This is a genomic window from Bradyrhizobium sp. i1.15.2 (assembly GCF_040548425.1).
Taxonomy (GTDB): Bacteria; Pseudomonadota; Alphaproteobacteria; order Rhizobiales; family Xanthobacteraceae; genus Bradyrhizobium; species Bradyrhizobium canariense.
This window is the reverse complement of record NZ_JBEPRQ010000014.1, coordinates 157,436-164,028: the sequence shown is the minus strand read 5'-3', so window position 1 is coordinate 164,028 and position 6,593 is coordinate 157,436. Positions and strand designations below refer to the sequence as shown.

Here is a 6,593-nt window from a genome sequence, read left to right as displayed (position 1 = left end):
GCTTTCCACGGCATCTACACCTCCCGCAGAACAAAAGCGGAAAGTGTAACCCATGTGTCCGGTACGAACTGTCACCTATGTCTCGGGTCGCTCAAGCAGAATCCGAGATCTGTGCGTTCCTTCACCTGACACGCGACGGTGGCCTCATGCCGCCCCGAATCCGGTTGGCGGAGCACGAGGGAACCTGATTCAGCGAAAATCAGCTTTCACCTGCGAAACGACGGCCAGGACGTGATCTCCGCTCAGTGGGCGGAAACCCATGCCCTCGCCTCGCGCTGGGCGGCCGAGATATCGGCGTCCGACATCTGCCCGGCGACTTCCCGGCGCAGCGTCACGGCGTCCTTGCGACCCTTGAGCGCGGCGAGGTTGAACCATTTGTGCGCGGCGACGAGATCGACGAGACCGGAGCGTCCGCTCGCCCAATAGAGGCCGCGCTCGAACAGCACGTCCGACAGCGCGTCTGCGTCGATCGGCGTCGCGGTCTCCAGATCGAAAGTACCCTGAAACATAACGCATCCCCTTTTTTTGTGCCGTCCCGTCCCCCGAGCGCGGCTCCCGTCCAATCAACTGTTCAACTCATCCCCGAGGCTTCTTGCCCGTGCCGTTTGCCGGCTTGTTGGAGGTAATGATGGCGGGCAAATTTGAATGGCAGTTTAAGTATCGCGATGAAGCAGACGTAAACGCGCCCGCGCCAGGCGCGTGCGACAAATGCAAGAAGTCCCTGTTTTGCAGGCACTTCTGCAATTCGTCAGATTCGGTTTACCTTGGGATTTTGGGAGAACGATAACCATCGCGCACGGAGACGCGCGTCCTGTGGTGATCCCGCCCGCTATCGTCACCGGATTCCTGAGACGACAATGGTCCCACGGGAAGCTGCGGCGTCCTGGATCGCCCGATCGGAGCCGGGCGATGACGCCGCGAATGGACCAGCGGCGCGCGAACAGCGAGCAATTGCGCCGCAGCCTCCCTGCTCGAGCAGGGCGCGCATATGGAGAAACATATGGCTGGAAGCTCGACTGCGGCCATCCTTCGAGACGCCCGCCTGCGGCGGACCCTCAGGATGAGGGATGAGGATGCGGCAGCAGCAACGCAGATGGGTGCAGCTGAGCCTCATCCTGAGGAGGCCGCGAAGCGGTCGTCTCGAAGGACGAGGCGCTCGCTCAGGCGCCGCTGAGACCTCATATGCGAACCCGCCTGCTCAACGGCAAAACGGCCATGCCGCGGTCAGATCAACAATGTGGGGATATGGGAATGCCGGCAATACCCCGGCCTCATGAGAACGAGGGCGTCGGCGAACACGTCAGGACCAGCTTCCACGTTGGCCCGAAGGCCACTTGTGAAATTGCGGAGCCCCTTACGGAGAACCGCACGAACGAAGAAAACTTGTTTCTTCTGCCGGACCGGCCTTTGGCGAGCGAACCCGCGAAAGAGAACGATCCGACCGTTGACCTGATGTCTCGCCGACACCCTCTATCGTCGACCAGAACCTTTTGAGAGGCGCTGATGACGTGCCGGCTCTCTAGGAGCCGGCAACTTCAAAAAGCGAAGTTACTTCTTCTTGGCGACCTTGCGGGTCTTCTTCGCAGTCTTCTTCACTGCGCTCTTCGCCTTCTTCGCCTTCTTTGCCTTCTTAGCTTTCTTGGCCATGTTGCCCTCCGATGTGTGAGATGGCTTAATCGCTGCATGCAGTCGGGGATCGAGTGCACACTCATCCCGAATACACCAACACAACGAAAAAAACAGCGTCTCGCTTAAAGAAGTGTTGACGACGCAACGCGCCTGCGCTTGGCGAACGCGATGCAAGCGGTCTGCATGACGTGTGCTTGCGATCGCGGAGAGTGCCCGCAGCATCGACCTTTGCGAGAGATGCGATTGCAGAAAAACGCTATGCAGAAAGTATTTTTTTGCGCGCGCGCATCGCGCGCGATCGTTGCAATGATGCATCCTGCCGATCGCGCGAGCGCCTCGCGAAGGCGTTTCGCGGACTCTGAGTCGCGACTTTTGGCAACGAAAATATTTTCATGATTAACGGCGCGAACGCTCGTCAGAGCGCGTGCAAGTCGCCGTTTTGCGCGAATCGCGTGACGGCGATTCGGTCGGCGTATCGCGTTCGATCGGGATGAAGTTCGTCGCCGAGGATGCGCGCGAGCGTCGCATCGCGAACCGAAGCGAGGTGACGACGCCCGTCCGTCACCTCGTTCGAACGCGCGAGGTCAGATGCCGAGCTTGGACTTGAGCAGCTCGTTGACGCTCTGCGGGTTGGCCTTGCCGCCGGATGCCTTCATCACCTGGCCGACGAACCAGCCGAGTGACTGCGGCTTGTCCTTGACCTGCGCCGCCTTGTCGGGATTGGCCGCGATGATGTCGTCGACAACCTTTTCGATCGCCGAAAGATCCGTGACCTGCTTCATGCCGCGGCTTTCGACCAGCGCGCGGGGATCGCCGCCCTCCTGCCAGACGATCTCGAACAGATCCTTGGCGATCTTGCCGGAGATCGTGCCCTCGCCGATCAGGTCGATGATCCCGGAGAGCTGTGCGGCATCGACCGGAGAGTCCGTAATATCCCGGCCTTCCTTGTTGAGACGACCGAACAGCTCGTTGATCACCCAGTTCGCGGCGACCTTGCCATCGCGCGCGCGGTTGGCGAGCTTCTCCAGCACGGTCTCGTAGAACACCGCGCTCTCGCGCTCGGCGACCAGCACGCTGGCGTCGTAGGCCGACAGGCCGAGATCCGCGACGAAGCGCGTCTTCTTCTGGTCTGGCAGCTCGGGCAGCTCAGCCTTCAGCTCGTCGACGAAGCTTTGCGAAAACTCCAGCGGCAGCAGGTCGGGATCGGGGAAGTAGCGATAGTCGTGCGCCTCTTCCTTGGACCGCATCGACCGCGTCTCGCCCTTGTTGGGGTCGTAGAGCCGGGTCTCCTGGTCGATCGCGCCGCCGTCCTCGAGGATTTCGATCTGGCGCCTGGCCTCGTACTCGATCGCCTGGCCGATGAAGGTGATCGAGTTCATGTTCTTGATCTCGCAGCGGGTGCCGAGCGGCGCGCCCGGCTTGCGCACGGAGACGTTGACGTCGGCGCGCAAGGATCCTTTCTCCATGTCGCCGTCGCAGGTGCCGAGATAGCGCAGGATCGAGCGCAGCTTGGTCACATAGGCCTTGGCCTGCTCGGCGTCGCGGATGTCGGGCTTCGAGACGATCTCCATCAGCGCCACGCCGCAGCGGTTGAGATCGACATAGGACATGGTCGGCGACTGATCGTGCAGCAATTTGCCGGCGTCCTGCTCCAGATGCAGCCGCTCGATGCCGATCGTGGCGGTCTTGCCTCCGTCCAGTTCGACCACGACCTCGCCTTCGCCGACGATCGGCGACTTGTACTGGCTGATCTGGTAGCCCTGCGGCGAGTCCGGATAGAAATAGTTCTTGCGGTCAAACACCGAGCGCAGATTGATCTGCGCGTTCAGCCCGAGGCCGGTCCGGACAGCCTGTCTGACGCATTCCTCGTTGATGACGGGCAGCATGCCCGGCATCGCCGCGTCGACCAGCGACACATGCGAGTTCGGTTCGCCGCCGAACGCGGTGGAGGCGCCGGAGAACAGCTTCGCGTTCGACGTCACCTGAGCGTGGACCTCCAGGCCGATGACCATCTCCCAGTCACCGGTTGAGCCCTTGAGAAGCTTGTGGGGTGCGGCAGGTGCGTTCATGGCTTGACTGGTTCCTTTACTGGTCCCTTGACCGCTCGCGCTTCACCGGCTTCGAGAAGCCCGTTGAGCGACCGAAGCACATCGGCCGGCTGGCGCAACGCGATCTCGCGGCGGCCCATCACCTCAATCTCTCCGAATAGCGCGTCGACCTCCGGCGAGGAGGCGAACACGAAGCCGTCGAACGACGTGCTCTGCTCCTCGAAATCGCTGGAGATCTCAACGCGGTAGCCGTGCGCCTTGAGACGATCGACGACCTCGTCATGGAGGGCCTGCGAATGGGTTGCGATGAAGAGATAATCGACGCGGCGCTTGGCGAGCACGCTCTCCGCGCCTTGCAGCATCTCGACCTCGAAGGCCTGGATATCGGCATGCAAGATGTCGAGATGCTTGATCTTCCTGTCCCTGAAGAAGGCGTCGACCTCGAATTTGCCCTTGCCGACGAAGGCCTTGACGAATTCGGCCCGCAGTCCGTTGCGCGCGAAATTATCCTGACCGGTCTTCAGGCAAGCGGGATCCGGCTCGACCAGGATGACCTCTGCCTTGGGCCGCGCCTTCTTGAGCCACATCGAATAGTGGCCCCAATAGGCGCCGAGCTCGATCATCGAGGGCGCCTCGCCCAGCCGCTTCAGCAATTCCTGGAAGACATATTCTTCCAGCGGCTCGTGGACGCCGCGATTGATGATGAGCACACTGCTGAAAGGTCCGTAATAGGCTCCGGGCCCGATGCCCGGAACCTTCAGGCCGTTATGCAGATAGACCTGGTCGCCTTCGACGAGGCCGGCCATCGGGACGCGCTCGATCAGGAGGTTGAGCGGATCGGAAACGATCTCGCGAAAACGGCCGAATAAATCCTCCGGCTTCGCTTTCGGACCCGTGAAACCAGGCTCGCTCATGCGGATGCACTCCCACCCAGCGTATCGGCGATGCGCTGCCATTCTGCTTCAAGCGAATCCGTGGCCACGGGCTGGCCAGCCTGGCGGTACCAATAGCCGGCATTGCCGAGGTCGCCCTCGACCCGGTGCAGATAGGCGTGCACCCAGGCGGCCTCGCGGCTGCTCTCGTCCTGGACGATTCTGTGCGCCTGGTCCCAGTCGCCTTTGGCGGCCCACCACAGTGCGGCGAGCGGCGCGCTGAGATCCGGCGGCGGCGCGGCGCCGTCGAGGCTGCCGATAAACGCCGCCATGTTCACCACCATTTCACTGGCGTGAAGCGGCCGGCGGCCTGCTCGATCACCTCGCCGAGCGAGAACAGCGTCTCCTCGTCGAAGGGACGGCCGATCAACTGCAGGCCGAGCGGCAGGCCCTGCGCGTCCTTGCCGGCGGGCACCGCGATGCCCGGCAGGCCCGCCATGTTCACCGTCACCGTGAAGATGTCGTTGAGGTACATCTCGACAGGGTCCGCGCCGCCCTTCTCGCCGATGCCGAAGGCCGCCGACGGCGTCGCCGGCGTCAGGATCGCGTCGACGCCCTTGGCGAAGCAATCCTCAAAGTCCTTCTTGATCAGCGTGCGCACCTTCTGGGCGCGCAAATAATAGGCGTCGTAGTAGCCGGCCGAGAGCACGTAGCTGCCGATCATGACGCGGCGCTTCACCTCGGCGCCAAAACCTTCGGCGCGGGTGTTCTCGTAGAGCTCGTTGATGTTGCGGCCCTGCTCGCGCAGGCCGTAGCGCACGCCGTCATAGCGCGCGAGGTTGGAGGACGCCTCCGCCGGCGCCACGATGTAATAGGCCGGCAACGCGTATTTGGTGTGTGGCAGTGACACTTCGACGAGTTCGGCTCCTGCCGCTTTCAGCCAGGCCGCGCCCGCTTCCCAAAGCTTTTCGATCTCGGCCGGCATGCCGTCGAGCCGGTATTCCTTGGGAATGCCGATCTTCATGCCCTTCACGGACTTGCCGATCGCGGCCTCGTAGTCCGGCACAGCCATGTCGATCGAGGTCGTGTCCTTCGGATCGTGGCCGGCCATCGAGCGCAACAGCATCGCGGCATCGCGCGTGCTGCGCGCGATCGGACCGGCCTGGTCGAGCGAGGAGGCAAAGGCGACGATGCCCCAGCGCGAGCAGCGGCCATAGGTCGGCTTGATGCCGACCGTTGCGGTGAACGCCGCCGGCTGGCGGATCGAACCGCCGGTGTCGGTCGCGGTGGCGCCCATGCAGAGCAACGCGGCCACGGCGGAGGCCGAGCCGCCAGACGAGCCGCCCGGCACCAGCGTCGCGTTGCTTCCGTCGCGCCGCCAGGGATTGCCGACCGGGCCGAAGCACGAGGTCTCGTTCGACGAGCCCATCGCGAACTCGTCATTGTTGAGCTTGCCCAGCATCACCGCGCCGTCGCGCCACAGCTGCGAGGTGATGGTGGACTCGTAAGTCGGCACGAAATTGCCGAGGATTTTCGAGCACGCCGTGGTGCGCACGCCCTTCGTCGCGAACAGGTCCTTGATGCCGAGCGGAATGCCGGCGAGCGGCCCCGCGTCGCCCTTCCCGATCCTGGCGTCCGCCTCGCGCGCCATGGTCCGCGCCTGGTCCGGCGTCTCCATGACGAAAGCATTGAGCACACGCGCGGCTTCGATCGCGTTCAGATGCGCGTCGGTCAGCTCGAGGGACGTGAAAGTCTTGGCCGCAAGGCCCTTGCGGGCCTCGGCGAGCGTCAGCGATGTCAAATCGGTCATTTATTGATCGGGCTGCAGAAGAACGGAGACAGGGACTTGTCGTTGGCCGGGTCGTCTTTTTTGGCGGACGCTTTGGCCGCCGCCTCGATCTCGTCGAGCACGGCATTGACGGCGACATTGGGGTCGGCGGCCTTGCCCTGCCGCTCCATCTTGTCGAGATAGTTCATATAGGCCTGATAGGCCTTCTCGTCGTCGCAAAGCATGCACATCGGACCACGTCCTAAGACTCTTTAG

General features: G+C 62.9%; 6 protein-coding genes. All 6 read right to left on the bottom strand.

The genetic code is table 11. From position 1 onward, the window contains the following. Positions 1 to 242 precede the first annotated feature (242 nt). The 6 genes from ABIB80_RS24325 to ABIB80_RS24300 all read right to left on the bottom strand — a co-directional run bounded on the left by ABIB80_RS24325 (position 243) and on the right by ABIB80_RS24300 (position 6,568). On the bottom strand, positions 243 to 509 hold the full coding sequence (locus tag ABIB80_RS24325) for a hypothetical protein (protein ID WP_219684721.1): 267 nt from the start codon (positions 507 to 509) through the stop codon (positions 243 to 245). 1,704 nt (positions 510 to 2,213) lie between these two features. Further along, positions 2,214 to 3,698 carry an Asp-tRNA(Asn)/Glu-tRNA(Gln) amidotransferase subunit GatB gene (gene gatB, locus ABIB80_RS24320; protein ID WP_007603352.1) on the bottom strand — a complete coding sequence of 495 codons (1,485 nt, stop codon included), beginning with the start codon at positions 3,696 to 3,698 and terminating at the stop codon, positions 2,214 to 2,216. Then, positions 3,695 to 4,591, bottom strand: a complete 897-nt coding sequence (locus ABIB80_RS24315) for a class I SAM-dependent methyltransferase (protein ID WP_219684731.1) — start codon at positions 4,589 to 4,591, stop codon at positions 3,695 to 3,697. Before ABIB80_RS24315 ends, gatB begins: the two co-directional genes overlap by 4 nt. Beyond that, a complete protein-coding gene (locus ABIB80_RS24310) occupies positions 4,588 to 4,893 on the bottom strand; it encodes a hypothetical protein (protein WP_219684732.1) in 306 nt (101 codons plus the stop codon). Before ABIB80_RS24310 ends, ABIB80_RS24315 begins: the two co-directional genes overlap by 4 nt. Then, on the bottom strand, positions 4,884 to 6,359 hold the full coding sequence (gene gatA / locus ABIB80_RS24305; protein WP_354128568.1) for an Asp-tRNA(Asn)/Glu-tRNA(Gln) amidotransferase subunit GatA: 1,476 nt from the start codon (positions 6,357 to 6,359) through the stop codon (positions 4,884 to 4,886). The genes ABIB80_RS24310 and gatA overlap by 10 nt, the downstream gene beginning before the upstream one ends. Beyond that, entirely contained in the window at positions 6,356 to 6,568 is a 213-nt protein-coding gene (locus tag ABIB80_RS24300) for a hypothetical protein (RefSeq protein WP_007603337.1), read from the bottom strand. The genes gatA and ABIB80_RS24300 overlap by 4 nt, the downstream gene beginning before the upstream one ends. Positions 6,569 to 6,593: the final 25 nt, after the last annotated feature.

Coding starts and splice junctions, on each gene's coding strand:
- ABIB80_RS24300 (WP_007603337.1), bottom strand. CDS start 6,568: ATGTGCATGCTTTGCGACGACGAGAAGGCCTATCAGGCCTATATGAAC.
- ABIB80_RS24325 (WP_219684721.1), bottom strand. CDS start 509: ATGTTTCAGGGTACTTTCGATCTGGAGACCGCGACGCCGATCGACGCA.
- ABIB80_RS24315 (WP_219684731.1), bottom strand. CDS start 4,591: ATGAGCGAGCCTGGTTTCACGGGTCCGAAAGCGAAGCCGGAGGATTTA.
- gatB (WP_007603352.1), bottom strand. CDS start 3,698: ATGAACGCACCTGCCGCACCCCACAAGCTTCTCAAGGGCTCAACCGGT.
- gatA (WP_354128568.1), bottom strand. CDS start 6,359: ATGACCGATTTGACATCGCTGACGCTCGCCGAGGCCCGCAAGGGCCTT.
- ABIB80_RS24310 (WP_219684732.1), bottom strand. CDS start 4,893: ATGGTGGTGAACATGGCGGCGTTTATCGGCAGCCTCGACGGCGCCGCG.